Consider the following 25,609-nt stretch of genomic DNA (forward strand, 5'->3'; position numbering starts at 1 on the left):
TTTCTTTATTTTTACATATCTCAACATTTTTTTTACTTATTTTTATTATTTTAATAACCTGAACTTTAAATTTGTCATCTATTCTTATAGAGTAATAGATTTCTATGAGGAGATGATTTAAATTGAATGGAAAAAAGTTAATTTTAGCAGCAATGACATCAGTAATGGTGTATTCAGGAGTTACCCAAGTTTTTGCACAATCAACTCTTGAGAACCAGAATTCGTTAAAGTCATTTGGTCCAAAAGGATTTGACCTTCAAGCACACCGTGGAGGACTTGGGCTTACAGTTGAGTCAACTTTAGCTTCCTTTTCTCAAGCACTTGAACTCGGCGTAAGCACTCTCGAACTAGACGTACAAATAACTGAGGATCATCAAGCTGTCATAACACACGACCGAAAGATATCAGGTGCAAAATGCTCCGACACTAAACCTGCTTTCGTTGGTGATTCGGAATATCCATACGTTGGCAAATACATAAAAGACTTAACGCTAGAACAAGTAAGGACGCTTGATTGTGGTTCAAAAGGTCTACCCCAATTCCCAGGTCAACAGCTAAGTCCTGGTGCCCGCATGCCACTGTTAACCGAGATATTTGATCTTGTAAAGCAATACAAAGCTAAAAAAGTGTGGATGAATATTGAAACAAAAGTCGAAGCTGGTGCACCTGAACAGACTGCCCCTCGCGAAGAATTCGTTCAAATTGTTGCCAAACAAGTTCGAGAAGCAGGGATGCTTAACCAGGTGTCAATTCAAAGTTTTGACTGGGGTGCGCTTAAGCTTATGCATGAAGTTGAACCTCGATTGCCTCTTATAGCACTAACTAATGGACCAGAGTTTCTACAACCTGGCAAACCTGGTAAATCCCCTTGGTTAGGTGGCATTGATATTGATGACTTTGATGGGAATCTTGTTACTGCGGCTCATTCATTAGGTGTAGATGCAATTTCCCCAGTACATGGTTTCCCACAGAATGGCAAAATTACTGATGTAAATTACACGCCTTATATTACTAAAAATATGGTTCAAGAAGCTCACAAATTCGGTATGAAGGTTATACCATGGACAGTTGACGACCAACCAACTATGCAAAAGCTAATTGATGATGGTGTTGATGGAATAATAACTGATTACCCTGACCGACTACGTGTTGTAATGCAACAAAATCATTTTAAGTTACCTAAAAGCTACTCGGATGGTAAATAGTACATTAATCTCTTAATTTTACTCTATTAATCTCATAATCTACTGCTCGCAAAAAGAATGATAAAAATACTTAAAATTAGAATGTGATACTGTTAAATCAAATGTTGATTTTTGAACTACAAAGGCTGTCTATTTTAGACTGCCTTTTGTAAATTATATTAAACTAACACATTCCTTTGGTACTGCGTTGAAATACTTTATAAATCTTCATTAATCCATCTATTTCCTCTCTTAACTATTTTTATAGTTTGTTCGTTTTTTAAATCAACCGAAAGCATGCTATCTTCATATTTTTTAGGATTTCAAAGTATGATCCACAGTCAACTTTACAATTATACCCGTCCGAGTAGTCACCAGATTTCACAACAAGAATCCATTCAACTTCTCTAAAAACTTCTTTTAAGAACACACCATAAGGACACTCGCCATTTAATACTACTATCCCCTCTCTACTTGTTTTTCTTATTTCTATATCTTTTTTTATTTCGAATAATTTATTTGTTAGTTTAACGATATTATGTGATTTATGTCACAAATAACGATTAAATGCCGACGTATAATTATGTTAGTAAATATTGTTAGGAGGATGAATGATGTTTTGTAACCAATGTGAACAAACTCCGGTAGGCGGTTGTAAGATTATTGGTGTATGTGGAAAAGATGAAACAATTGCAAGTTTACAAGATACGATGGTTTATGGGTTAAAGGGAATTGCGGCTTATCGTACACATGCAGCTCAATTAGGATATACAGATCCATTTGTTGACCAAGTAACACATGAAGCTTTATATATGACTTTAACAAATTCTAATTTTAACTTACAAGAACACATTGATATGGCTATGAAAGTAGGTCAAGCTGCCATTCGAGTAATGGAGCTATTAGATGAAGCTCATACAAAACATTTTGGAATTCCTGAGCCTGTACAAGTTTCTTCAAATAAAATTGAAGGAAAATGCATAGTTGTGACTGGTCACAATTTATTTGCTTTAGAAGAATTGTTAAAGCAAACAGATGGGAAAGGGATAAATATATACACTCACTCTGAAATGCTACCGGCTCACGGTTATCCAGCATTGAAAAAATATCCACATTTAAAAGGTAATATAGGAAAGGCTTGGTTTGATCAACGTCGTTTATTTGAAAAATTCCCTGGAGCGATTTTAGCTACCACAAACTGTGTAATGCCAATAAAGGGAAGTTATGCAGATCGCTTCTTCTCGTATGAAGTGGCAGGATTAGAAGGAGTAACAAAGATTATAGGGGAAGATTTTTCACCATTAATTCAACGTGCATTAGAATTACCAGAAGCAAATATAGAATCAGAAGAAGTAATGACTACTGGTTACCATCACGAAACAGTTTTGTCTATTGCTCCTGAAATTGTAGATGCTGTAAAAAACGGAAAGATTCAACGCTTCTTTGTTGTAGCAGGTTGTGACGCCCCAGGAAAAGGTGGAGAATATTATCGTGAGCTTGTAACTTCTTTACCAAATGATACAGTAGTTTTAACAACATCTTGCGGTAAATTCCGCTTTAATGATGTAGACTACGGTACTGTATCTGGTACAAACATTCCTAGATTTATAGATTTAGGGCAATGCAATAATTCAATTTCAACAATTAAAATTGCGGCTGCATTAGCAAAAAGCTTTAATTGTAGTGTCAATGAATTGCCAGTAAGTATTATACTTTCTTGGTTTGAGCAAAAAGCCGTGGCCATTTTATTAGGGTTATTTAGCCTTGGAATCCAAGATATTCGAATCGGACCAAAAGCCCCTGACTTTATTAATGAAGGCGTATTAAATGTATTAGTTGATACATTTGGGTTAAAATTAATCACAAATGCACAAGACGATTTGGAAACAATATTACAAGGATAAAATCCTAAATGAAAAAGCAAATTTTTGAAACTTTGTCTACACACTGGAACTTCTCTTAAATGAGAAGTTTTTTTATTCTGTTTGTTTCAGCGGTGACGCTATAACAAAAAAACAACTATAACTAGTTGTTTTTTATCCACCAATATAAGACATTTCAATTTTACGGTTTTTATGACTTTCTTCCGTACGGATCTCAGAGTATCTGTCCTCTCGTTTTTCCCAGATTGATTGAATTGTAGTTAAAATGTATTTATCCGAAACTCCAGAACGCAACATCTCCCTTAAGTCATACCCTTCTGAAGCAAAAAGACAGGTGTATAACTTCCCATCTGTAGACAAGCGGGCTCTCGTACATGAACCACAGAAGGTTTCTGTAACTGATGAGATAAATCCGACCTCAGTATTCGTTCCTTTGTAACGATATCTTTTTGCTACTTCACCAAAGAAATCTTGTTCTACTGCCTCCATCGGATAATGTTCTTTTATCATATCGTATATTTGCTTCTTCGAGATAACGTCTTTAAAATTCCATCCATTGGTACACCCAACATCCATATACTCTATAAATCGTAATGTTATATTTTTCTCTTTAAAAAAACGCACCATTGGTAATACATCAGTATCATTTAAACCTTTCTTTACAACCATATTTACTTTGACTTCTAACCCTGCTTCTCTAGCTGCAGCTATTCCTTTTAAAACTGTGGAAACGCTCGTATTCATATTATTTATCTTCATGAAAACATGATCATCAAGAGAATCTAAGCTCACATTTACTTGGCATATCCCTGCTTCTTTAAGTGCTTTAGCGTGTTTCTCTAAAAATACACCATTTGTGGTTAACGTGACCTTTTTTATTCCATCAATTTTTGAAAGTCGTTTAATCAGTGTTGGGAGGTCTTTTCTTAAAAGAGGTTCCCCTCCTGTTAAACGAATCTTTTCCACTCCTATTTTTGCAAATAATTCTGCTAGTCGAACAATTTCCTCAAAGGAAAGGATTTCATTTTTACTCATAAAAGGATAATCAATCCCAAAAACCTCTTTTGGCATACAGTAACTGCATCTAAAGTTACAACGGTCTGTTACAGATATTCTTAAATCACATAATGGACGATTGCGGGTATCGAGAATATTCGTCATTTTTTTCGCACCTCTCATTTTTTTGTACGAATTTTCGTTTATATTAGCATACAAAATTATTTCACCGTATGATGTATGTCACAATCCTGTTGTTTAAACTATTCAAATTCATTGTTCTATTTATTCTTCTAAATAGAATGCCTTGTTGGTCAAGTAACTTATAAATTTACCGCATGCAAGTCTAACCCACTAACACATCAATTTTATTCATATTCTATCTACTTAGAATATTGTTCTATGCAATTCAATAGCATGGTATTATAGTGATAAATGTAATATAAATAATATATGTTTTCTTGATAAACAACATTGGTGTTCAACTATAATGAAGCGGAGATACTTTGATGGAAAAAAATAATAAAAGAAAAAGTGACCTTTCAATCGTTTCAGAAGATTTGGCTTCTTTATTACAGTCAATCGGATCGACTCGTTCAGTAAAAAAAGACACCTTCTTATTTCAAGAAGGAGAAGATGCTAAAGAATTGTATCTAATTAAATCAGGAATTATCCAAATAAGTAAGTTAACCCTTGATGGTGATGAATTAAATCTTCGCATTTGTAAAAAAGATGACTTAATTGGAGAATTGACTCTTTTTTCTGAGAATGCAACTTATATGCTAAGTGCTTATGCTATAGAGGCAGCGGAAGTGCAAATCATTCCTATAGAAATCTTAGAAAAACAGCTAATTAACCATGCTCCATTGACATTTGAATTTATGAAATGGATTTCTACTCACCTTAGAAAAAATCAATCAAAAATTCGAGACTTAGTATTAAATGGAAAAAAAGGGGCACTTTATTCCACACTTATCCGTATTTCGAACTCTTATGGGGTATTACAAGAAAACGGAATTCTTCTTAACATTCATCTTACCAATCAAGACTTAGCTAAGTTTTGTGCTGCTACTAGAGAAAGTGTTAATCGGATGCTAAGCGATTTAAAGAAAAAAGATGTTATTAGTTATTCTTCTGATGGAAAAATTATCATCAAAGACTTACAATTTCTTAAAAATGAAATCGGCTGTGATAACTGTCCAAAAGATATTTGTAACATAGATTAGTTCTCTATAAGGCTATATTAATATTAAGCTATTTGAATTTGTCCTTTATATAATTTTATTAAAAGCGTCATAGTAAGTAACCTTAACTTTGTTTCTAAATAGTTAAGGTTATTTTTTTTGATTACTTGTGGGGCTATTTGTGTGAAAAGAGTCACAGTTTAGCTCAAATCGTTTTTATATAATGATGAAAATATGCAGTCTTGTAATATAGGCGGTGAAAAAATTGTATAAACAGGATTATTTACTTTATTTGAAAAGCCTCTGTTTGTTTCAAGATATCAATCATAACCTCTTAAAAAAAATTTTTGATGCCTCCAAGTTATACTTTAGAGAAACAAATGAAAATATACATATTCACAATGAACACAATCTGATTATCATATTAACCGGAAATGTAAATGTTCATATGAAAGAATCAAATGGACTTCAATATAGAATTGGCTACTTAAAATCAGGTGATGTTTGCTTGCCTAGTATCTTTCTTCATACCCATGTTAATCATTCCATTTTTCTTGAAGTTACCCAGTCTTCGGCATATATAGAAGTTCCATTTTTATTTATGAGAAATTTGTCTATTAAAGAGCCTGTTTTAAATCGTAATATTTTGCGCTCTTTACATAAAAACCTTCGAGGAACTTACGAAGAAGTCTTCAATTTAATGAGTTAACAAATCGTTTAAAATAAGTTATTCATCCTTGCCTCATTTGTGTGATATAGTTCACAACGATTCTTTCTTTTGATTGGTAATATTTAGTTAGTAAATTTTATTATTGAACCGTAGAAAGGGGAATCATTATATGAAAAGTTCTAAAATTCAATTACCACTTCAAACATCCAGTCTCATCGTAGGGTTCATGGTATGGGTACTCATTTCTTCGCTCATGCCAAACATTCGCCAAGATATAGAATTAACAAATGGTCAGGTCTCTTTAGTAACTGCCATCCCTGTTATTTTAGGAAGCATCCTACGTATTCCAATCGGGTATTACACAAATAGATTTGGAGCAAGACCCATTTTCACCATCTGTTTTCTTGCACTTTTATTTCCTGTATTTTTCATTAGTCATGCTGATTCACTTTTAGATTTAGTTATTGGGGGATTGTTTATTGGTATAGGTGGTGCAGTCTTTTCAATAGGAGTAACTTCACTACCAAAGTATTACTCTTCAAATAAACATGGTTTTGTGAATGGAATCTATGGTTCTGGTAATATCGGTACAGCTATTACTGCATTTTCTGCACCTGTTTTAGCTAGATCATTTGATTGGGAAACAACAGTCAGATTTTATTTAGTATTATTAATTGCGTTTGCCTTATTAAATTTTCTGTTCGGTGATAAAAATGAGAAGAAAGTAAATATTCCGATTGTAAAGCAGGTAAAAGAAGTTTATCGTAATTCTACTTTATGGTCACTTAATTTATTCTATTTCATTACCTTCGGATCATTTGTTGCTTTTACAATCTATCTACCAAATTTCTTAGTTAATAATTTTAATTTAAGTCCAGTTGACGCTGGTATACGTACGGCTGGATTCATTGCTCTAGCAACAATTTTCCGACCAATCGGTGGTCTTCTTTCAGATAAATTCAATCCTTTCAACATATTATTGTTTGTCTTTGGTGGATTAACATTCTCTGGAGTTCTTTTATCTTTTTCTCCTACTATTAAGCTATATACAATAGGAGTTTTATTAGTAGCAGTTTGTGCAGGAGTCGGAAACGGTACAATCTTTAAATTAGTACCACTTTACTTTACAAAACAAGCCGGAATTGTAAATGGTTTAGTCGCTGCTATGGGAGGTTTAGGAGGCTTCTTCCCTCCGTTAATTTTAACAACTGTGTTTAGCTTGACAGGACATTATGCGATTGGATTTATGGCATTATCTGAATTTGCGCTTCTCAGTTTCGTTATTGTAGTATGGATGACTTTCCGTGAAAAATTAAAAACAGAATATAAAATACTAGAAAATACAGCCCAAGGAATGATGGTTACAAATGAACAAGGAGTAATTCAAAAAGTAAACCCTTCTTTCACTAAAGTAACAGGCTACAATAAAGAAGAAGTCATTGGGAAAACGCCAAGCATCCTTCAATCTGGACATCACAATAAAGCATTCTATACGCAACTATGGAAACAGCTCAAAGATCATGGCTATTGGCAAGGTGAAATTTGGAACAAACGTAAAAATGGTGAGGTTTATGTAGAATGGCTGACGATCACTCAAGTGTGTAACGATAATGGCAAAGTGATTTATTATATTGGTCAGTTTAACGATATATCTTCGAGTAAGAGTAAAGTAAACTAATTTATTCATAGTGTTTATTCTCGAACTGTAGCGAATCTCACTGAAGCAGCTAAAAGTAACGACTTATATAATTTTTCAAAAATATTCCTTCAAAATGTGAGTAGAATCACATCACTGTCAGTCAATATTTTGTACTCTAAAGTTAGTAAATAACTCTATTAGGAGGAAAAAATATGTTTGAATGTCATAATATAATTGAAAATAATCATCAAGTAGAATTATGTAAAGCCTTACAATTACTTAAGGATGAACATATTGGATTAAATGCTCAGAAGTTAGATTTATATGAAAGCTCAAATACATTGATTAAAGAGAGTTTGCTAGAAAATAAATTAATAAAACTAGAAGAACTACGCTCCAAAGTCATACTATTTATAGCCATTCTAGATCGTCACTCTCAAAAAGAAGAAGGTCATTTATTTGAATTAATGGCTAAATATATTGGAAGGGAAATTGGTCCTATTGTAGTAATGGAAATGGAACATGATCAGGCGAAAAGTTTATTCAAACAATTTCTGACTCAAACAGAGGTCATAAGTATGAACAGTAACTTTGATGAAATTTGTAAACTAGTAATTGAAGCTTATCATGTATTAACTTCCCATTTTATGAAAGAAGAACAAGTACTGTTTCCTATGGCTCAAAACATCCTGTCTGAAAGTGAAAAAACTAGTTTATTAGATTCTATAAAAGATTGAATCTATTGGTTTGATTCTTAAACAACTTAACAAAAAGGTGTTCCTGTAATGGGACACCTTTTCTTTTAGCGTGTTGAACGAACTATACTTATTAAACTTAATTTTATTTACCTGTATTAAATGTCACAGTATCTTTCCTCGTTATCTTCTATAATAATAGTGAATAAATCGTTAGAAGAGATAAAGTTCACAGGAGGTTATATTCATCATGTTAACTATTGAATTACACACAATTAGCCCAGATCAATCTATCGAACAGACTCTTTATATAAAAGGGTTTAGAAAACAAGAAGAAACGTTTATTTACACAAACAATAATATTAAATTAGAATGTGTTATAGATTCCAATAAAAGATCTCTAAATATCAATTTCTCCCCACATTTAAACCTAAAACAATATACAATCGTACATAATATTATTAAGAATCTTATTCTCGTTCTTAATGCTGAATATACTGATTCTCAAAGTCTATTAGGTTATTTAACAAATGGAAAAGGAGCATACATCATTACAAATTGGGCCGACTGGGTCGCCTTTCTTCAAAAAGCGAAACTACGTAGTTTAGAGGGAAAAAAAGTAAATCTATTCGATGAAACAAACAAAGAAATTGCCTCCGGTATGTTTATAAGCTACAAGATGGATGATCAATCATCAAATATTACAGAATGTACATTGATTACACATTTTGGTGAGAGGTCCTTTAAAGGAAGCAATATATTAATTGAACCAACAAACGAGTGGTAACTGAATATACTTAACTAAACACAAAATCTATCAATAATCTGTTTTTTGTAATTAATAAAATCCCCCAGTTTTTTAAAACCGGGGGATTTTTATTATTACTTTCCTGCATACAATCTATCTGTTAACCTTGATTAATTTTGATATTCTTGCTTTCTCCATTTTAAGTAAGTAAGAAAGCAAACGATAGAAGAAAACACTCCTATAACAGAAAATAACCAAACATGATCATATTTTTCTCCATAATAAGACTCAATCGTCCATTGAAGCATTACTACATTAATAATTAAGGTTATAAGTATGATTATCCAATATTTTTTATGAACCATGACGAACTTTCCTTCCGACAGCGTATACAACCCCATCTATTACTTCTAATTCAATCAGAGGTAATTCACGCTGAGGTGGACCAGCTAGCGGCTGACCATTATCCACACTAAAGAATCCGCGGTGACATGGGCACAATAGCTTTGATTCTTCCTTATCGTAAAAAACAGGACATTGTAAATGAGTGCATTTATTATTATAAGCTTTTAGCTTACCTTCTTTTGTGTGCACTAATATCGCAGGTTCATCAACTGTAGGATAGTTAAAATTCATTGAACTATCCTTTGGAAAGTCTTTCAAAGTTATAATCTTCTGTCTGTTTAAATCCTCTTTCTTGTTTTTAAGGGCAATAGCTGAAAATGGAACAGTTGCTAATCCAAGAGCAACTGAAGCACCTACAACAGACTTCAGAAAAGATCTTCTGTTTAATTTTAAATCTTCATCCCTGTTTAAGTTATCGATTAAGTTAATCATATCATCATTTGATTCTTTTACATTTCGTTTACCTTTTTTATCTTGGGGCATAGGTACGTCTCCTTTCGCCTTATATGATCTTATTCTGTATATACTCCAAAGAATTCTGGAACGTACTCCCACTTATTTCCTTCTTGTGGTTTTTTACCTTCAACGAGATTCATCTGAGATCTTTTTCTACGCAATTGCTGCATTTCATCAAAGTCAATAAAACGAATTGCATCACTAGGACATACAGAAGCACACATTGGTGCAATATCGTATTTTGAGCGATCGTAGCACATGTCGCATTTGTACATTTTATTTTCTTCAAAATCAAACTTCGGAATACCGAACGGACAACCAAAGGTACAATTCCTACATCCTATACATTTCTCTTCCATTGCTGAAAGAACTACACCTTCTTCTGTTATTTGAATGGCATTCGCGGGACAAACACGCGCACAGGCTGGATCTTTACATTGCATACAAAGCATCGGATAAGTTTGACGACTTTCCATGAAATCTACATATTCTACATAGTTTCTTTCTTTTGCGTCATGATCACCGCATTCTCGGCAAGCTGCTTGACAAGAACGACATCCTATACATCGCTCAAACTCTAGGTACATGATTTTATTCATCTAGCCCAACTCCTTTCAATTTATTTATATTTCTCAATCTTCAGTGAGCATACTTTAAATTCTGGCATTCTCGAAATCGGATCTAAACAAGGATTGGTTAATTGATTGACAGCTAATTCTTTTCCCCAATGATAAGGAACAAATACCGTATCTCTTCTCGTTGCTTTTGTTAATTTCGTTTTTACAATCATATGGGAGCGCGGTGTTATCAACTTTACAAGCTCGCCATCCTCCAATCCATATTGGCTTGCAAGTGCCGGATGCATCTCTGCAAATGGTTCGGGGCATTGTTCCATAAGAAACTTGACTCTCCTTGTTTGTGCACCAGATAAATAGTGAAATACTACCCTACCTGTAGTTAAGAACAATGGATACTCCTTTGTAGGAATTTCTCCAGCTTCCTTCCATTCGACACTTGGGAGGTTTGCTTTACCGTCAGGCGTTCCAAACTGCTCTGTAAACATCGTTGGAGTACCTGGATGGTCTTTGGAAGGACAAGGCCAAAACACTCCGTCTTCTTTATCTATTCGATCCCATGTTATTCCGTAGTAGTCTGCTTTCCCACCTTTAGTAGCTATACGAAACTCTTCAAAAACTTCTTCAGCATTTTTATATGGAAAATATTTCTCTTTGCCCATTCGTTCTGCAATTAAGCTAACAATCTTCCAATCTGGTTTTGATTCACCTAAAGGCTCACGAACTTTACGAATTCGAATCACCCGGCCTTCGAGATTGGTTGTTGTTCCATCATCCTCTGCCCAAGTTGTGGCTGGTAATACTACGTCAGCAAACTCTGCTGTTTCAGATAAGAAAAAATCACTGACAACTAAGAAATCAAGCTTCCTAAATCCGTTCCAAATATGTTCAAGATTCGGGGCAGAAACTGCAGGATTACTACAAATAACATGCATACCACGAATGTTACCCTTTTGAATTTCATCGAACATTTCATAAGCAGAAACACCTGGCTTTGGCATTTCGCTTGGATTGATTCCCCATACTTTTGATACATACTTCACCGCTTCTGGATCTGTTAGCTTTCTATATCCTGGCAGAAGGTCAGCTTTTTGCCCGTGCTCTCTTCCTCCTTGACCATTTCCTTGACCCGTAAAAGTAGCAACCCCGGAAGCAAATTTACCAATTTGTCCTCTAAGGAGTGCCATCGCTGTATAAAGCGAAACATTATCTACACCTTTTGACTGTTGCTCTACTCCTCTAGCAAACATAACAACAGATTTTGGAGATAATCCAAAGATATGAGCAGCTTTTACGATTTTTCCAATCGATACGCCTGTTATCTTTGAAGTATATTCAGGTGTGAACTTTTCAACTGTTTTCTTTAATTCATCAAAATTATTACATCTTTCATTTACATAGTCTTGATCTACATATCCATTTTTAATGAGTAGATGCAACATTCCGTTCGCAAGTGCAGAATCTGTACCCGGCATAAGATCCAAATGTACATCCGCAACACGCGCTGTTGGAGTCTCTCGTGGATCTGCCACAATCAGTTTTGCTCCCTTGTCCTTTGCTCTCCACAACCATTGAATGCTCGTAGGATGACACTCAGCTGTATTAGAGCCAGCGATAAAGAAACAATCCGTATGTTCTAATTCAGGCCACGGAAGGGTTGAACCTCTGTCAGTTCCGAGGGTCTTTAAAAATCCTCCCGCGGCAGAGCTCATACAAAATCGACCGTTGTAATCGATAAACCTTGTACCGAGACCAACTCTCGCATATTTACCTACTAAATAGCATTTTTCATTAGTCATCGATACTCCACCAAAAACAGATAAAGCATCCTTTCCACTTTCTTTTTGTATTCGTGTAAAGTTTTCTGCAATAAGGTCTAGCGCTTCATCCCAAGTAGCTTTAACAAATTCGCCATTTTTCTTAATAAGCGGAGTAAGAATTCGTTCATCATGCTCAACAGTTTGGTATGCGGTTACTCCTTTTGGACACATTTTCCCTCTTGTAACTGGCCAGTCATATCTTGGCTCTACCCCAACAACTTTCCCTGACTTCTCATTCACACGTATATGCATTCCACACTGCATTCCACAGTAACAACAATGGGTAGTAATTAACTTTTCTCCAGGTTTATGAAGGTTTTTAACACCTTCTTTGACAATGTATTGGCTCATTTTTCACTACCTCCTTCGTTATATTGATCAAGATCTTTTTGTACTTCCTCTGGAAAACGATAATAGTCATTAGATCTCTTTTTGCTAAATCCAGACATTTGAATTCCATTTAGTGTAGAAATTGGATTACTGCTCTTAAGATGTGGCTCTGAATTTAGCTGTTTCATGACTCTAATTCTTCTTCGGCATGGTAAACAATAGTCTGAGAGATAACTTCTATCTTCTAGTTGTAAATCAAAGCTTTGGACAGCTAATATATCCTTTACATCGCTGATTTGATCATCAGAACTATAAGGTGTACCACATCTTTTACATGGCCTCGTATCTACCCTAAGTTCTTGCTGATAGTTCATTGGAACAGCTGTTGCTAATGGACGGATTGGTAAATGAAATAACTTTCCGAATGGAAAATAGATAAGTAAAATAACGACTGTCACTTGGTGAATTAGCGTTAAGTAATGATGCATCCAACCATCTAAAAGAACATATGAAACAGTTAATAAGAGTCCCGTCACTGTTACAGCTAGTAATAAATATAAAGGTAATAAATCAAATTCAGCACGCTGTGTCACTTTCACATCTTGGCTCACAATTCTTCTTGCGATTGCCATGCTTACACCAATAAGAACCATAACAGCTGTAATGTTTAAGCCGTTGTAAACCATTTCAGCGAATATACCGTGTGCTGCCATAGATATGGTATCTACACCCATAACGACAATCGTGTAAGTATTTGGATCAACGAGTTCGAAGTGCATCCAGCCAAATGTCAAACCAAAGGTGATCGCAAATGAACCGATGCATCCCCATGAAATTAGAAAATGTTGTACACCTCTGTAAATCCCTCTTTTAAAAATAAATTTCTGCAAAAAAATATTTTCAAATGCTGTTTTGAAAATAGATTTTAAATTACGTTTTTTTCTAGAATTTTCTTTTAAATTTTTTAAACTACGCTTTATTACCTGATGAGTTGCTGGCCTGATAAGCCACGCAGACATCCTGATTGTTAAACCTACAGCAAAGATAATTGCAGAAATAAAATACCCCATTAATGCCATATCGAAGTGTAAAAACTGGTCTGTTCCAACCCACGTTGTAAAGAGTAGAAACAAAATAATGAAAAATGAAAACATACTGCTTTTTGAATAAAATGAGCGTTCGAGTGGCTTTCTCATCTTACGTTCAACCTCCATGTGACTTTTTTAACATCGAAGTGCCTAATTAATTGATAGAATGAGATTCAAGATGAAGTCTTCTTTGCCATAATTGTACAGAAAGTCTATTTCCAAGACTGTGAAGTACATCACACAATTGACCCTTAAAATTTTAAAAGAGGTGAGAACATGTTATCAGGTAATGTAATTGCGATTACAAGTGGAAAAGGTGGAGTAGGTAAATCAACCGTATCGGCAAATCTTGCAGTTTCCCTAGCAAGAAAAGGAAAAAGAGTCGCTTTAATTGATTTAGATATTTATGGATTTAGCATTCCTAAAATGCTAAACACCTTCACCAGTCCAAAAACTTTTAATGGAAAAATCATCCCTGTGGAGACACACGGAGTAAAAATTATGTCGATGGGTTTTTTCATCAAAAACAACGATCCAGTTGTTTGGAGAGGACCTATGTTAGGAAAAATGGTTGAGCATTTCAGTAAAGATGTCATTTGGGGAGAATTAGACTATTGCATTCTAGACATGCCTCCAGGGACAGGTGATATCGCACTCGATATGCATCACATTATTCCTCAAAGTAAAGAAATTATTGTCACTACCCCTCATCAAACGGCATCAATTGTCGCCGAGAGAGCAGGAACGATGGCCCTAAAAGCAAACCATGATATTCTTGGAGTAGTTGAAAATATGTCTTACTTCCAACCTAACGACAGATCCGAAAAGTACTATATATTCGGAAAAGGAGGAGGCGATTTATTAGCCGATCGATTAGGAACGAAAGTACTTGCCAAACTTCCGATTGAAGAAGTTATCGAGAATTCAGACACTCCGTCTATTTATGATGAGAATACTATTCTATTTCATCATTATAATGAGTTAGCTACTACAATTAATCTGAAATTTAACGCTTAAAAGATAGTTTAAAGGAATTGAATAATACTAAAATAGCGACTTCAATTAGCAGAAGTCGCTTTTGTAGTTTGAACGTTTGAAAAAAATGTGCAGAATTTACAAAAATAGAAAACTAGTTACCACTAAAAATATGACAGAATTGATAATCTCAATGATTCCCAATTGCATAATTGTAAGTTTTTTATTATACAAGGAAATTGCTCTTATTAAACTAGGGACAAAAGGAATAATCCAAAGCCAAGAATCTTTTAAAGTAATAATTAATAATAGAGCGATAAAATGGTATCCCCATGAATACCAACGAAATCTCTTATTCTTTTTTTCTCGAATCATTGATTTTACAAAAAATGTGCTACCTAAAAAGAACAAAAATACTAAGATTGCTACACTCCAGCCTTCACTTGTAAGTGCCCCCTGCCCTATATAAAAACTAGCCAATCCACCTATACAAAAAACACCTATTGCAATCATGTCATTCGTAAAGGCTCGTTCGTTTTTTCTCTTAACAAAGTATATGTTTAATAGAAAGAATGGAAGCATGGCTAAACCGAAGTAGATCAATCTCCATTCAGCAAACATCACGAGTGCTAAAAATACGAATGAAATGAAAAAATAACTTATCGCCCATTTAATATAAAATGACACTTGATTCCCTTTAATTACCATAATTAAAGGATAGGTTGCAAGGTATAGAAAAAACCAACCGATAAATAAAGGGATATGAATTAAACGAAACGAACTCGCGGCAACACCAAGTATATAAGGAATTAAAAGCATTGCCCAAGCCCCGTGTTGGTTTGGAACTACTATTTTCACGTTATAACACCCACTTTCATTATTATTCTTCCATCATACTTATACAAATGGGAGTTTTCTGTGATATAGTTCACTAATCTTTCAATTATTGTCCTGTATCATAAAGTAAAAGCTATCAATTGGAGGAATATCTATGTTTGAGACTAATTTTGATCAGGATCCATTTATTGTGATATGGGAATTAACTAGAGCCTGTGAACTCAATTGTCTTCATTGCAGAGCTGAAGCTCAATACAAACGGCATCCTCTTGAACTTGACTTGGATGAAGGTAGAAAACTGATTAATGAAATTTATGAAATGAATAATCCATTGCTTGTATTCACCGGTGGCGACCCACTCATGCGACCTGACGTTTATGATCTTGCTTCTTACGCGATTCAAAAAGGTGTGCGCGTTTCCATGACCCCTAGTGCGACACCAAATATAACAAAAGAAGCCATTGAAAGAGCAAAAGAAGTAGGTCTTGCTCGTTGGGCATTTAGTTTAGATGGTCCAACTGCAAAAATCCATGATCACTTCCGAGGTACTTCTGGATCATTCGATTTAACAATGAATGCAATTAAATACATTCACGAGTTAGAACTTCCATTACAAATTAACACTGTTATCTCGCGTTATAATATCGATTTCTTAGAAGAAATGGCAGATTTGGTTCAACAATTAAAATGTGTATTGTGGAGTGTATTTTTCCTTGTTCCAACAGGAAGAGGCAAAGTAACTGACATGATTTCACCAGTAGAACACGAAAAAGTATTCCGTTGGCTAAATGAATTAAGCAAACGAGTACCTTTTGATATTAAAACAACTGCTGCACAGCACTATCGGCGAGTAGTCATCTCAGAAAAAATAAGAAAAAATAAAGATACTCAAAAGAATATTCAATACCAAGATGCATTAAATGCTGGTAAAACAGGACAGTTCGAATTGGGTAGAGCACCAAGAGGCGTAAATGATGGAAATGGGATATTGTTTATTTCTCATATCGGTGACGTATTTCCTAGTGGTCTGCTTCCCATTAAAGCCGGCAATGTAAGAGAAAAATCGCTTTCAGAAATCTATCGTTATTCTCCAATTTTTAAAGAATTAAGAAATCCTGATAAATATAAAGGAAAATGTGGAAAATGTGAATATCGCTATGTTTGCGGTGGATCTCGTTCTAGAGCTTATGCACTAACTGGTGATTACTTAGAAAGTGAGCCAGCATGTGTTTATATTCCTAAGGTTCAATCTTGAAGGGAGTATTCCAATGATAAAAAGAGATGATATTAGAAAGCATTTGCAAACAGTTCCGTTATTTAAAGAATTAACTGAAGAAGAGTTAGAACCTATTATCTCAATTTCTTCACCGAGAAAATATAATGCTCATTCCATCATTTTTATGCAAGACGAATTGTTAGACCGTGTATTCTTTATCCATACTGGTACAGTGAAAATTTATAAAACTGATGCAAATGGCAAAGAACAAATTGTATCTGTCCTAAAAGAAGGAGAAATGTTTCCCCATGCTGGTTTTTTCCGAAAAGGGACGTTTCCTGCAAATGCAGAAGTAATTGAAAATGCACAGCTAATCGTAACACCAATAAATGATTTTGAGAAAATTTTAATAAGTTATCCTGAACTATGTATAAAAATGTTTCGAGTATTGGGAGAAAAAATTGTTGATTTACAAAATCGTCTTGAAGAAAAAATACTTCACAATACATACGAACAAGTGATTATGCTTTTAATACGATTATCTAAATCAAATGGCGAGAAAATTGGCGACTCCTACAAAATCACAACTAAATTCACAAATACAGAACTAGCCAATATGATTGGTACCTCAAGGGAAACAGTAAGTAGAACTTTAACCCAACTACGGAAAAAAGCTGCCATTTCACTTGATAGCAAAGATTTTTACGTCGTTAATCTAAGTAAATTAGAAGACGAAATCAATCATTAACTATTATCATTTAGTAATTGACCAATTCTGTCTAAGATAAAAAAACTATTCTTTACAAGATAAAAAGCCCCTTAAAATCAGGGGCTTTTCTATTCATCCTTAGCAACACCACCGACGGACCAGTTTTCTTTTTGTAATTCGTTTATTAAGATCCTTACTTGTGGTGGCTGAACGTCTAATGTGCGACAAACTACCTCATTTATTTCTCTCATTAATTGCTTTTTCAACTCTGTACTTCTACCTTCAAGTAATTGAATTTGAATAATCGGCATCATCCATTACCTCGTTACTTGAAGTGTCATTGTATCGATTCCTTCAAAACGAGCTTCTACGATATCGCCATCGCCAACATGAATCGCTTCTGTAATACCACCAGTTAAAATAATCATTCCCGGCTCAATTTGTTCACCGTTTTTACTCAGCATCTGTACTAACTTTACGACAGATTCAACTGGGTGATCTAGTACATCAGAACTTACACCACTTTGTACTTTTTTGCCATTTTTATATAATTCAACATTGATTTGATCCCAAGAAGTATATGTAGGTGAATATTGTTGTTTGCCAATGATAAATTTTGATGAAGATGCATTATCTGCTACTACATCTGTAAGTGTAAATGAAAAATTTTTATAACGACTATCGATTACTTCTAATGCAGGTACGATATATTCAGTTGCATCCCATACGTCTTTAGCTGTTACATCTTGTCCAAATAATGGCTTATTAATCATAAATGCAATTTCTGGCTCAACCCTAGGATGAATTGATCCTTCCATCTTTAATTCATTTTCTTCTAATTCCATCGATTTCGTTAAACGTCCATAGATTGGCTCATCCACGTTAACCGATTTTTGTTTCGCAATGCTTGTTAGCCCCATTTTCCAACCAATTAATGGATCCCCATTTTTAATCGCATAATCAATGCTTAATTTTTGAATTTCATAAGCATTATTTACGTTTAATTCTGGATGTTCAATCGTAATTTTATCCATTTCTAACCCATTTTTTTGGTGCATATATATATTTTTCGCAATTTCAGTAATCATTTGTTTACACTCCTCTTTAAAAAACAGTCAATTTTTTATTTGCTAGCATACATGCTACTTCTTGAATCATGTCCTCTTGCCCACCAACAACTTTTTGTTTTCCTAATTCAATTAATATATCTCTTGCATCAACATTCCATTTTTTAGCTGCTCGATTTGCATGTAATAGAAAGCTTGAATACACTCCTGCATATCCTAAAATCAGGCTTCCCTTTGTAATTTCTTGTGGTGTTTGTAAAATTGGTGCCACAATGTCTTCTGCTAGGTCCATCATTTTATAGAAATCAATTCCTGTTTTGATTCCTAAGCGCTCTAATACGCCAATTAATACTTCAGTTTGAGTATTTCCAGCTCCTGCCCCTAAGCAACGTACACTTCCATCAATTCTTGTTGCTCCTTCTTCGATCGCTACTAATGTATTAGCCATCGCTAGAGAAAGATTATTATGAGCATGGAACCCCACTTCAATAGTAAGAGAACCTCGCAAAGCAGCAATTCGCTCTTTTACTTCATGTGGAAGAAATGCACCTGCAGAGTCGACCATATACACAACATCTGCACCGTAGCTTTCCATCAATTTTGCTTGCTCTACTAATTTCTCAACAGACGCCATATGGGACATCATTAAAAATCCGACAGTTTCTAATCCAAGTTCCTTGGACATTGAAATATGTTGTTTCGAAACATCAGCCTCAGTTACATGTGTAGCTATACGAGCCATTTTTGCTCCAATACCTGCTGCTGTTTTCAATTCTTTTACAGTTCCAATACCAGGTAATAGTAAAACAGCAATCTTTGAATGATTACATGTATTTACTGCTGCTTCGATCAATTCAAATTCATTTGTTGTCGATAAACCATATTGTAATGAAGAACCACCTAAACCATCTCCATGTGACACTTCAATAAAAGGCATTTTTGCATCATCTAGAGCTTTTGCAATTCTTACTACCTGGTCGACTGTATACGAATGGGCAATTGCATGGCTTCCATCTCTAAGTGCTACTTCAGTTACAATGACCTTTTTTCCTAGCATTCCAATCCCTCACTTTCATCAATAGTTTGTTTAGACAGTTTTTACAACTTCAAATTGCGCAATCTCTTCTGCTACTTTTACTGCCGATGCGGTCATAATATCCAAGTTTCCTGCATAGCTAGGTAAGTAGTCACCCGACCCTTGAACTTCTAAATATACTGTTACAGTGGAACCATCTATAATCGGGTCCATTCTTAATCGGTATCCAGGTACATATTCTTGAACCTTTTTAACCATTTGTTTAACTGAATTAATCATGCTTTCATGGTTAAAATCTTCATTTGTTACCTTACAATAAACTGTATCTCTCATCATAATTGGCGGCTCTGCTGGATTTAAAATAATAATCGCTTTTCCTTTTTTAGCTCCGCCAATCTCTTCAAGGCCTTTAGCCGTTGTTACAGTAAACTCATCGATATTCGCACGTGTTCCAGGTCCGGCACTTTTGCTGCTGATCGTTGCAACGATTTCTGCGTACTCAACCTCTGCAATTTGACTGATTGAATGTACAACTGGGATTGTTGCTTGCCCACCACATGTTATTAAATTGACATTGCCTTCTACTATATGTGAGCCTAAATTAACAGGCGGTACGACAAATGGACCAATGGCAGCAGGCGTTAAATCAATGACACGTTTCTTTAATTCACCCAGCACTTTTGCATGATGAAAATGTGCTTTAGCAGATGTCGCATCAAACAATAAATCAGCCAGTTCTTTTCTTCCAACAAATCCTTGTATACCATTATCAATTACTTCAATTCCCATTTCCTTTGCACGATTTAAACCATCAGATTCTGGATCAATTCCAATCATCACCGTTAACTCAAGAAATGGATTGTTTTGTAATTTCATCATTAAATCAGTACCAATATTACCTGAACCAATGATTCCGACCTTTAACTTATTCATAAATTCACCTCATTTATTTAAATGAAATCGATACATCACCTAGTAAAGGAAACTTTGCAGTAAATTGGTCACCAGCGTTTGCATTTATTGCAGCTGATAAAGCTCCAGATAAAATAATTTCACCAGCGTTTAGCGAAATTCCAAACTCGCATAGTTTATTCGCTAACCATGCTACACAATGAATTGGATTTCCTAGCACTGCTTCTCCCTTACCTGAATTCATCAGTTCATCGTTACGATATAGGTCCATCGTGACATTCGGTAAATCGATTTCCTTTACATCGAAACGCTCATTTCCAAGAACAAATAAACAGGATGACGCGTTATCAGCTACTGTATCCTCTAAACGGATTTTCCAATTTTCAATTCTACTATCAACTACCTCTATAGCAGGCACAATATAATCTGTTGCATCTACTACATCCTCAAACGTAATATTCGAACCGATTAAATCCTTTTTTAAAACAAAGGCAATTTCAGCTTCTACTTTTGGTAAAATCATGTTTCCAACCTGTACTTCACCGAAATTAGGGATTTTCATCTTTGTTAATAAGTGACCATAATCTGGTTCATCTACCCCTAATAGCTCCTGCATGGCAATCGAAGTTAATCCGATTTTTTTACCGATGATTTTCTGTCCTTTTTTTAATTTTTCTTCGATATTTGTTAGTTGAATCTGATATGCTTCCTTCTCAGTAATTCCAGGATAAAACTCAGTTAAAGCTTTTATACTAACTCCAGTCTCCTCTGCTTCTTGTAGCAGAATCGTTAGCTCGTCTACACTAGTAATTTTCACGTTCTCCACCCCTTTGGATTTTTATAATTTAATCGTGATATTCGATAATTCACTATAAAACTCAAAGCTATGAATTCCACCTTCACGACCTAAACCACTTTGCTTCATACCTCCAAAAGGTGTACGTAGATCTCTTAAATACCAAGTGTTTACCCAAATAATTCCGGCTTCAATTTGATGTGCAACACGATGAGCTCTGCGCAAATCATTTGTCCAAATTGTTGCGCCTAAACCATAGTGAGTATCATTTGCCCATTCAATTACTTCATCTTCGGTATCAAACGGCATAACTGTTACAACTGGACCGAATATCTCTTCTCTAACGCATCTAGAATCACGACTTAAACCAGTTATAATTGTAGGTGAGATAAAGCATCCTTTTTCCATTGATGCTGGTCTACTTCCTCCAGTTAAAATGTTGCCGCCTTCTTCTTTTGCAATCTCGATATAAGATAATACTTTTTCGTAATGTTCTTTACTAATAACCGCACCGACTTTTGTACCTTCTTCAAATGGATCACCAATTTTTAATTCGTTTGTTTTCGCGACAAATTTATCAATAAACTCATCAAAGATTGATCTCTGCACATAAATTCGAGATCCACATAAACAGACCTCTCCTTGATTCATAAACGATGATCTTAACGTTGTTTCAATTACTTCATCTAAATCAGAATCTGCAAAAATAATATTTGGATTTTTCCCGCCAAGCTCAAACGATAATTTTTTTAATGTTGGAGCTGCTGCCTTCATAATTGCTGTACCTGTTTTTGTTTCACCTGTAAATGTGATTGCATCAACATCGCTATGTTCTGTTAAAGCTGAACCTGCCGCATTAGCTCCAAATCCATGGACAACATTCACAACTCCATCCGGTACGCCTGCATCTTTACAAATCTCAGCTAAAACAGTTGCTGTCATAGGCGTCCATTCTGCTGGTTTCATAACTGCTGTATTTCCTGCCGCTAAACAAGGAGCTAGCTTCCAAGTTAGTAGTAATAACGGTAGATTCCATGGGTTAATCATTCCGACAACTCCAACTGGCCTACGATATGTATAATGCAGGGCTGTTTGATCTTGCATGTGAGACTCAGAGCTTAATGTTGTAATATAGTCAGCGAAAAAGTAGAAATTATGAGCAGATCTAGTAATATCAACTTCTAAAGCAAGATCGTATGGCTTTCCAGTATCCATCGCCTCTAAAGCCGCTAATTCTTCTTTTCGCGCTAATATACCATCTCCAATTTTTCTTAATACTGCCGCTCTCTGATTGCTAGTTAATTGTTTCCACTCACCTTTTAGAGCTCGTTTTGCCGCTTTCACTGCTAAATCAATTTCTAACTCTCCACCTTCAGATACAGAGCCTAATACTTCTTCAGTTGCAGGATTAATATTTAAAAATGTTTTTTGATTAAAAGAAGGAATAGATTGTCCATCAATAAAATGCTTACAATCAATCGGTAATGTTTTATTTTTTTTCTCAGTAACTTGCATACTCTAGCACCTACCATTCTAATAGAATAAAAGGTGACACAAGTGCCACCAATTTTTTTAATCCTCTATTTCTACAACCATTTCAATTTCGATCGCTGTATTATGCGGAAGCTGCGCCATCCCAACAGCTGATCTAGCATGTTTTCCTCTTTCACCAAATACTTCTACTAAAAGGTCAGAAGCTCCATTCATCACCTTTGGATGATCATAGAAATCTTCTGTACTATTTACGAAGCCTAATATTTTGACAATTCGTTTTACTTTCGAAAGTTCACCTAATTCGTACTTTAGTACACTAATTAAATTTAACATTGACTCTCGAGAAGCTGCGTACCCTTCCTCGAGTGTTAACTCTCGGCCTAGTTTGCCACGGTATTCATCTACACCTTGACCCGATGTAAATAGTAGATTTCCAGTACGAACAGACTTAACATAGTTTCCTGATGCCGGTCTAATTGGTTTGATTGTATAACCTAAACTTATTAATCTATCTTCTGGAGTCAATACTTTGTTTTCCATGAAGTAAATCTGCCTCCTTTATATTTAAAAATTTCAGAGCATTTTTTCCTAAAATAGCTTCTTTCATTTCTTTATTAAGATCCATTTGATTAATGACTCTTCCAGGTGGCGTTTCTCTTAATAAGAAAGGATAATCCGAACCCATCACAATTTTGTCATATCCAAAACGGTTAATTAAAAATTGAATGTTAATAGGATCATAGTGAAGCGAATCAAAATAGAAATTAGTTACATAATGACTTGGTGGATAGGCTGTTTTTCTCAAGTGTGGCCATACCTTCCATCCTTGATCTAGCCTAGGTAGAATAAATGGGAATGAACCTCCACCATGTGCAAAACATATTCTTAGTTTTGGATATTTTTCAATTACTCCACCAAATGTTAAGCTGGCAGCAGCTAAAGCCGTTTCACTCGGCATTCCAACGGTGTACATAAAGTTATGATCCGGGGTGCGATCTTTAGCTAACGTTTCCCACGGATGAATAAACAATGGTACATTCCATTTTTCAGCCATTTCAAAAAATGGACTAAATTCATCACTGTCTAAATTTGTACCATTCACATTCGTACCAATTTCTAATCCACTTAATCCAAGTGTATGAATACAACGATCCATTTCTTGAATGGCGATTTCAGCATTCTGCATTGGTATTGTTCCTAATCCAATAAACTTAGATGGATTATTTTTAACCGTATTCGCTATAAAATCATTTTGAATTTGCGCCATTTCCAATGCGACTTGAGCTGGTGCCCAATACGAAAATGTAACTGGAATTGGTGACAACACTTGCATTGTGACGCCTTCATTATTCATGTCCTCAATTCTCTTTTCGGGACTCCATACTTGATCAGTTACTTCTCTAAATACTTTCCCAGCAACCATAATATTTGCACCACATGAACAGGTCGGTTGTAAAATTGGCCATCTTTCATGACCATACTTTTCAAAAAAATTCGGTAAATCCTCAGGAATTATATGTGTATGGAAGTCTATACGCATACCCATTCATCCGCTTCCTCTTTCATGACATGACCACAGTTTTTACACGTTCTCAATTCAAGGCTACCATTGAATTGTTCAATTGCTTCTTTAACTTGCGTACCAATATCAGTTAATTGAACTGTCGTTTTATGCATTTCTTCATTACACTCATCACAGAACCAAACAAAGCTTTCTAATTCACCTTCTGCTCTTTTTCTTTCTAGTACAATTCCATATGAATCTTTTACTCTATGAGGTGAATGTGGAACAAAAGAAGGAAGCATAAAAATTTCACCTTCAGAAACTGTTACAACTTCGCGCTTACCATCTGGTGTAATACACTCAACGTAGCAATTACCTTTAATTTGATAGAAAAATTCATCTGCAGGATCGATATGGAAGTCTCTACGTTTATTTGGTCCTCCAACGATCATTGCAGCATACTCGGAATCTTCCCAAATAACTTTATTATTAACTGGTGGCTTTAACAGCTCTTTATTATCCTCAATCAATTTGAAAATATTAAAAACTCGACTTTTTAAATTCATCTCTAATCCTCCCAATTAATTCATTTTTATTCGACGTTTAGTAAGCGCTATCATTATGCATTAATATAACCTAGCTGATTTGAAACTGTTTTAGCAGTTTTCACAACATCTTGAATCATTCGACCGATGTCTTGGCTCATCATATACGAAACTGGTCCAACCATATTTAATGCTGCAAAAGTTTGACCAGTATATGTTTGAATCGGAGCTGCAATACCGAATAATCCTAAATCATTTTCGTTGTTACTAATGCTATATCCATTCTCTTTAATCGCAGCCATCTCTTTTTTTAGTGCATCAATATTTGTAATCGTATTAGCTGTATAAGCTTTAAACCCTCTATCAATTGTCGTTTTTAAATACGCTGGATTATATGATAGTAGAATTTTACCGCTACTCGTACAATATGCAGGACGTTTAGCGCCTATAAATGTCGGAACTGGTATCGAATGTTTGGAGGAAACTTTTAAGACAAATCTTACATCCCCTTTATCAAACATTCCGATATGAACTGTACTATCATAATTTTTTAGTAGATTTTCTAATAATGGAATAGCTTCTCTATAAATATCTTGTTGATACATAACGTGATTACTCCATTCAAGCAACTTCCAGCCAAGTCGATACTTCTTTTTGCTATCCTGAATTAATATTCCTTCAGCACAAAGTGTTCGTACTAAATGATGGACTGAACTCGCATTCATATTCAACTTTTCAGCTATTTCTAAATTTCCTAGTACTGGCTCTTCTTCTGTAAAGCAATCTAATATTCTAGAAATCTTTTGAACTGAAGAGATCATTAGATCCCCTCCTCATTGATGCTA

At 34.9% G+C, this 25,609-nt stretch carries 26 protein-coding genes; 10 read left to right on the forward strand and 16 right to left on the reverse strand.

From position 1 onward, the window contains the following. Positions 1 to 122 precede the first annotated feature (122 nt). Positions 123 to 1,205 carry a glycerophosphodiester phosphodiesterase gene (locus tag COC46_RS09875; protein ID WP_255294864.1) on the forward strand — a complete coding sequence of 361 codons (1,083 nt, stop codon included), beginning with the start codon at positions 123 to 125 and terminating at the stop codon, positions 1,203 to 1,205. A gap of 593 nt (positions 1,206 to 1,798) precedes the next feature. Further along, on the forward strand, positions 1,799 to 3,088 hold the full coding sequence (gene hcp, locus COC46_RS09880; RefSeq protein WP_098809546.1) for a hydroxylamine reductase: 1,290 nt from the start codon (positions 1,799 to 1,801) through the stop codon (positions 3,086 to 3,088). Positions 3,089 to 3,220: 132 nt separating this feature from the next. On the opposite strand, the gene moaA is transcribed toward hcp, so the two are convergent. Next, the gene (gene moaA / locus COC46_RS09885) at positions 3,221 to 4,228 is read right to left on the reverse strand and encodes a GTP 3',8-cyclase MoaA (RefSeq protein ID WP_098809595.1); all 1,008 of its coding nucleotides are present in this window, start codon (positions 4,226 to 4,228) and stop codon (positions 3,221 to 3,223) included. A gap of 344 nt (positions 4,229 to 4,572) precedes the next feature. Here moaA and COC46_RS09890 point away from each other — a divergent pair, with 344 nt between their 5' ends. The 5 genes from COC46_RS09890 to COC46_RS09910 all read left to right on the forward strand — a co-directional run bounded on the left by COC46_RS09890 (position 4,573) and on the right by COC46_RS09910 (position 9,038). Then, positions 4,573 to 5,289: a Crp/Fnr family transcriptional regulator gene (locus tag COC46_RS09890; protein WP_098809547.1), complete on the forward strand. Its 717-nt coding sequence runs from the start codon at positions 4,573 to 4,575 to the stop codon at positions 5,287 to 5,289. Between the two features lie 223 nt (positions 5,290 to 5,512). Further along, entirely contained in the window at positions 5,513 to 5,956 is a 444-nt protein-coding gene (locus COC46_RS09895; protein ID WP_098809548.1) for a cyclic nucleotide-binding domain-containing protein, read from the forward strand. A gap of 130 nt (positions 5,957 to 6,086) precedes the next feature. Continuing rightward, the gene (locus tag COC46_RS09900; RefSeq protein WP_098809549.1) at positions 6,087 to 7,595 is read left to right on the forward strand and encodes a nitrate/nitrite transporter; all 1,509 of its coding nucleotides are present in this window, start codon (positions 6,087 to 6,089) and stop codon (positions 7,593 to 7,595) included. 173 nt (positions 7,596 to 7,768) lie between these two features. Next, a complete protein-coding gene (locus tag COC46_RS09905; protein WP_098809550.1) occupies positions 7,769 to 8,293 on the forward strand; it encodes a hemerythrin domain-containing protein in 525 nt (174 codons plus the stop codon). Between the two features lie 208 nt (positions 8,294 to 8,501). Beyond that, positions 8,502 to 9,038, forward strand: a complete 537-nt coding sequence (locus tag COC46_RS09910) for a hypothetical protein (protein ID WP_098809551.1) — start codon at positions 8,502 to 8,504, stop codon at positions 9,036 to 9,038. A 315-nt stretch (positions 9,039 to 9,353) separates the two neighbouring features. Here the strand turns inward: COC46_RS09910 and COC46_RS09920 are convergent, their stop codons facing one another. The 4 genes from COC46_RS09920 to COC46_RS09935 are packed head-to-tail and all read right to left on the reverse strand — an operon-like array spanning position 9,354 to position 13,781. After that, complete coding sequence (locus COC46_RS09920) at positions 9,354 to 9,887, reverse strand: QcrA and Rieske domain-containing protein (protein ID WP_098809553.1); 534 nt, start codon at positions 9,885 to 9,887, stop codon at positions 9,354 to 9,356. Positions 9,888 to 9,916: 29 nt separating this feature from the next. Then, positions 9,917 to 10,459, reverse strand: coding sequence for a 4Fe-4S dicluster domain-containing protein (locus tag COC46_RS09925; protein ID WP_098809554.1), 543 nt, complete (start codon positions 10,457 to 10,459; stop codon positions 9,917 to 9,919). A gap of 20 nt (positions 10,460 to 10,479) precedes the next feature. Beyond that, positions 10,480 to 12,606 carry a formate dehydrogenase subunit alpha gene (fdhF, locus tag COC46_RS09930; RefSeq protein ID WP_098809555.1) on the reverse strand — a complete coding sequence of 709 codons (2,127 nt, stop codon included), beginning with the start codon at positions 12,604 to 12,606 and terminating at the stop codon, positions 10,480 to 10,482. Next, on the reverse strand, positions 12,603 to 13,781 hold the full coding sequence (locus COC46_RS09935; RefSeq protein ID WP_176545116.1) for an MFS transporter: 1,179 nt from the start codon (positions 13,779 to 13,781) through the stop codon (positions 12,603 to 12,605). Before COC46_RS09935 ends, fdhF begins: the two co-directional genes overlap by 4 nt. A gap of 168 nt (positions 13,782 to 13,949) precedes the next feature. On the opposite strand from COC46_RS09935, the gene COC46_RS09940 reads away from it, so the two are divergent. Then, positions 13,950 to 14,690, forward strand: a complete 741-nt coding sequence (locus COC46_RS09940) for an Mrp/NBP35 family ATP-binding protein (RefSeq protein ID WP_098809556.1) — start codon at positions 13,950 to 13,952, stop codon at positions 14,688 to 14,690. A 96-nt stretch (positions 14,691 to 14,786) separates the two neighbouring features. Here COC46_RS09940 and COC46_RS09945 read toward each other — a convergent pair whose 3' ends face one another. After that, positions 14,787 to 15,506: a YwiC-like family protein gene (locus COC46_RS09945; RefSeq protein ID WP_098809557.1), complete on the reverse strand. Its 720-nt coding sequence runs from the start codon at positions 15,504 to 15,506 to the stop codon at positions 14,787 to 14,789. Positions 15,507 to 15,639: 133 nt separating this feature from the next. On the opposite strand from COC46_RS09945, the gene COC46_RS09950 reads away from it, so the two are divergent. Together COC46_RS09950 and COC46_RS09955 are read left to right on the forward strand one after the other, a co-directional pair. Next, complete coding sequence (locus COC46_RS09950) at positions 15,640 to 16,740, forward strand: TIGR04053 family radical SAM/SPASM domain-containing protein (RefSeq protein WP_098809558.1); 1,101 nt, start codon at positions 15,640 to 15,642, stop codon at positions 16,738 to 16,740. 16 nt (positions 16,741 to 16,756) lie between these two features. Next, a complete protein-coding gene (locus tag COC46_RS09955) occupies positions 16,757 to 17,449 on the forward strand; it encodes a Crp/Fnr family transcriptional regulator (RefSeq protein WP_098809596.1) in 693 nt (230 codons plus the stop codon). 89 nt (positions 17,450 to 17,538) lie between these two features. Here COC46_RS09955 and COC46_RS09960 read toward each other — a convergent pair whose 3' ends face one another. From COC46_RS09960 to COC46_RS10005, 10 genes are read right to left on the reverse strand one after another with little or no spacing between them, the layout of a single operon-like run. Further along, positions 17,539 to 17,724 (reverse strand): tautomerase family protein, encoded by a 186-nt coding sequence (locus tag COC46_RS09960; RefSeq protein WP_255294865.1) that lies wholly within the window; start codon positions 17,722 to 17,724, stop codon positions 17,539 to 17,541. Positions 17,725 to 17,727: 3 nt separating this feature from the next. Next, a complete protein-coding gene (locus COC46_RS09965) occupies positions 17,728 to 18,498 on the reverse strand; it encodes a 2-keto-4-pentenoate hydratase (protein WP_098809559.1) in 771 nt (256 codons plus the stop codon). 16 nt (positions 18,499 to 18,514) lie between these two features. Then, complete coding sequence (dmpG, locus tag COC46_RS09970; RefSeq protein WP_098809560.1) at positions 18,515 to 19,534, reverse strand: 4-hydroxy-2-oxovalerate aldolase; 1,020 nt, start codon at positions 19,532 to 19,534, stop codon at positions 18,515 to 18,517. Between the two features lie 30 nt (positions 19,535 to 19,564). Beyond that, entirely contained in the window at positions 19,565 to 20,446 is an 882-nt protein-coding gene (locus COC46_RS09975) for an acetaldehyde dehydrogenase (acetylating) (RefSeq protein WP_098809561.1), read from the reverse strand. Between the two features lie 13 nt (positions 20,447 to 20,459). Then, on the reverse strand, positions 20,460 to 21,236 hold the full coding sequence (locus COC46_RS09980) for a 2-keto-4-pentenoate hydratase (RefSeq protein WP_369700042.1): 777 nt from the start codon (positions 21,234 to 21,236) through the stop codon (positions 20,460 to 20,462). A gap of 27 nt (positions 21,237 to 21,263) precedes the next feature. Beyond that, positions 21,264 to 22,736, reverse strand: a complete 1,473-nt coding sequence (locus tag COC46_RS09985; RefSeq protein ID WP_098809563.1) for an aldehyde dehydrogenase — start codon at positions 22,734 to 22,736, stop codon at positions 21,264 to 21,266. Between the two features lie 57 nt (positions 22,737 to 22,793). Further along, a complete protein-coding gene (locus COC46_RS09990; protein ID WP_098809564.1) occupies positions 22,794 to 23,255 on the reverse strand; it encodes a RidA family protein in 462 nt (153 codons plus the stop codon). Next, on the reverse strand, positions 23,224 to 24,261 hold the full coding sequence (locus COC46_RS09995; RefSeq protein ID WP_176545117.1) for an amidohydrolase family protein: 1,038 nt from the start codon (positions 24,259 to 24,261) through the stop codon (positions 23,224 to 23,226). Before COC46_RS09995 ends, COC46_RS09990 begins: the two co-directional genes overlap by 32 nt. Continuing rightward, complete coding sequence (locus tag COC46_RS10000; RefSeq protein ID WP_098809565.1) at positions 24,246 to 24,785, reverse strand: 3-hydroxyanthranilate 3,4-dioxygenase; 540 nt, start codon at positions 24,783 to 24,785, stop codon at positions 24,246 to 24,248. Before COC46_RS10000 ends, COC46_RS09995 begins: the two co-directional genes overlap by 16 nt. A 53-nt stretch (positions 24,786 to 24,838) precedes the next feature. Then, positions 24,839 to 25,585: an IclR family transcriptional regulator gene (locus COC46_RS10005; RefSeq protein WP_098809566.1), complete on the reverse strand. Its 747-nt coding sequence runs from the start codon at positions 25,583 to 25,585 to the stop codon at positions 24,839 to 24,841. Between the last annotated feature and the right edge of the window lie 24 nt (positions 25,586 to 25,609).

Origin of the sequence: Bacillus sp. AFS041924 (assembly GCF_002577195.1) — a bacterium.
Lineage (GTDB): Bacteria > Bacillota > Bacilli > Bacillales > Bacillaceae_G > Gottfriedia.

Coding starts and splice junctions, on each gene's coding strand:
- COC46_RS09985 (WP_098809563.1), bottom strand. CDS start 22,736: ATGCAAGTTACTGAGAAAAAAAATAAAACATTACCGATTGATTGTAAG.
- COC46_RS09935 (WP_176545116.1), bottom strand. CDS start 13,781: ATGAGAAAGCCACTCGAACGCTCATTTTATTCAAAAAGCAGTATGTTT.
- COC46_RS09925 (WP_098809554.1), bottom strand. CDS start 10,459: ATGAATAAAATCATGTACCTAGAGTTTGAGCGATGTATAGGATGTCGT.
- COC46_RS09960 (WP_255294865.1), bottom strand. CDS start 17,724: ATGATGCCGATTATTCAAATTCAATTACTTGAAGGTAGAAGTACAGAG.
- COC46_RS09910 (WP_098809551.1), top strand. CDS start 8,502: ATGTTAACTATTGAATTACACACAATTAGCCCAGATCAATCTATCGAA.
- dmpG (WP_098809560.1), bottom strand. CDS start 19,534: ATGCTAGGAAAAAAGGTCATTGTAACTGAAGTAGCACTTAGAGATGGA.
- COC46_RS09940 (WP_098809556.1), top strand. CDS start 13,950: ATGTTATCAGGTAATGTAATTGCGATTACAAGTGGAAAAGGTGGAGTA.
- COC46_RS10005 (WP_098809566.1), bottom strand. CDS start 25,585: ATGATCTCTTCAGTTCAAAAGATTTCTAGAATATTAGATTGCTTTACA.
- hcp (WP_098809546.1), top strand. CDS start 1,799: ATGTTTTGTAACCAATGTGAACAAACTCCGGTAGGCGGTTGTAAGATT.
- COC46_RS09900 (WP_098809549.1), top strand. CDS start 6,087: ATGAAAAGTTCTAAAATTCAATTACCACTTCAAACATCCAGTCTCATC.
- COC46_RS09995 (WP_176545117.1), bottom strand. CDS start 24,261: ATGGGTATGCGTATAGACTTCCATACACATATAATTCCTGAGGATTTA.
- COC46_RS09905 (WP_098809550.1), top strand. CDS start 7,769: ATGTTTGAATGTCATAATATAATTGAAAATAATCATCAAGTAGAATTA.
- moaA (WP_098809595.1), bottom strand. CDS start 4,228: ATGACGAATATTCTCGATACCCGCAATCGTCCATTATGTGATTTAAGA.
- COC46_RS09975 (WP_098809561.1), bottom strand. CDS start 20,446: ATGAATAAGTTAAAGGTCGGAATCATTGGTTCAGGTAATATTGGTACT.
- COC46_RS09920 (WP_098809553.1), bottom strand. CDS start 9,887: ATGCCCCAAGATAAAAAAGGTAAACGAAATGTAAAAGAATCAAATGAT.
- COC46_RS09890 (WP_098809547.1), top strand. CDS start 4,573: ATGGAAAAAAATAATAAAAGAAAAAGTGACCTTTCAATCGTTTCAGAA.
- COC46_RS09950 (WP_098809558.1), top strand. CDS start 15,640: ATGTTTGAGACTAATTTTGATCAGGATCCATTTATTGTGATATGGGAA.
- fdhF (WP_098809555.1), bottom strand. CDS start 12,606: ATGAGCCAATACATTGTCAAAGAAGGTGTTAAAAACCTTCATAAACCT.
- COC46_RS09965 (WP_098809559.1), bottom strand. CDS start 18,498: ATGATTACTGAAATTGCGAAAAATATATATATGCACCAAAAAAATGGG.
- COC46_RS10000 (WP_098809565.1), bottom strand. CDS start 24,785: ATGAATTTAAAAAGTCGAGTTTTTAATATTTTCAAATTGATTGAGGAT.
- COC46_RS09990 (WP_098809564.1), bottom strand. CDS start 23,255: ATGGAAAACAAAGTATTGACTCCAGAAGATAGATTAATAAGTTTAGGT.